The organism is Mycobacterium persicum, assembly GCF_002086675.1.
Classification (GTDB): Bacteria; Actinomycetota; Actinomycetes; order Mycobacteriales; family Mycobacteriaceae; genus Mycobacterium; species Mycobacterium persicum.
In genome coordinates, this window is the sequence record NZ_MVIF01000278.1 from 1 (window position 1) to 796 (window position 796).

Sequence of the window (796 nt, forward strand, 5' to 3'; positions counted from 1 at the left end):
GCGCCGACTACGCCCACTGGCTCCAACCCGAGCATTCACCAAACATCACCATCCACCGTCTTAACTGAACGGTATTGGGCTTAGACCGGTGTGGATCACGGCCGGTCGACACCCGATGTTCCCGGGTCCGAGCGACTGATCAATACGTCGGCCATATCGCGCCTACTGATTTTCCAGGATTTCTCTATTCCGGTGTTGCCGAACCAGTACGCTCGCGGTTCGAGGGTCGATCGGGTAAACCGCGGAGATGGGCCGGCCGTCGCACAGATGTCGCAACAATTCCGCGAAGCGCCGAAGCCAGTAACGGCCGGACACGAGAATGGGGCCATCCATGAACGCTCCCCACAATGTGAAGAGGCTCATCGGCGGGGCGTTGCTGTCGGGGGGCGTCGCGATAGCCGGCCTGGGTCTGGCCGCCGGGACCGCTCAGGGCCAGCCCGGTCTTGTTCCGCTCCGTCCCGGCCCGCTCCCCACCGACGACAACGGTTGGGGTCCACCCAAGCAGTGGTGCCCAGGGGATCCCCTGCCGGCGACCGGCAATCACGTGACCGACCCTTTTCGCGGTTGGGACATGACGGTATGTCACACCTACTACTACCTGTGGCCAGGGATGGGCAATGTGTCCAACATGATTTGGGATGGTGACGACCCGCCACCGAAGCCCCCCGGCTCGGGGTACCAGCCTCCACCGCCGCTTCCGCCCGGGTTGTGCTGGCCTAAGGGCTCGCGCAGTAATTAGGTAGGTGGTGTCGGGCGTGTCGGGGTGTGGTGGGCGGTGAGTGTGTAGTTCCAGTCG

The 796-nt window shown here is 63.7% G+C and carries 1 protein-coding gene; it reads left to right on the forward strand.

Annotated features, from left to right (window positions below; translation table 11 throughout):
- Nucleotides 1-331 precede the first annotated feature (331 nt).
- Entirely contained in the window at nucleotides 332-739 is a 408-nt protein-coding gene (locus tag BST40_RS28375) for a hypothetical protein (protein WP_083156632.1), read from the forward strand.
- Nucleotides 740-796: the final 57 nt, after the last annotated feature.

Excerpts from the sequence above, each read along its gene's own strand:
- BST40_RS28375 (WP_083156632.1), top strand. The coding sequence starts at position 332 with ATGAACGCTCCCCACAATGTGAAGAGGCTCATCGGCGGGGCGTTGCTG.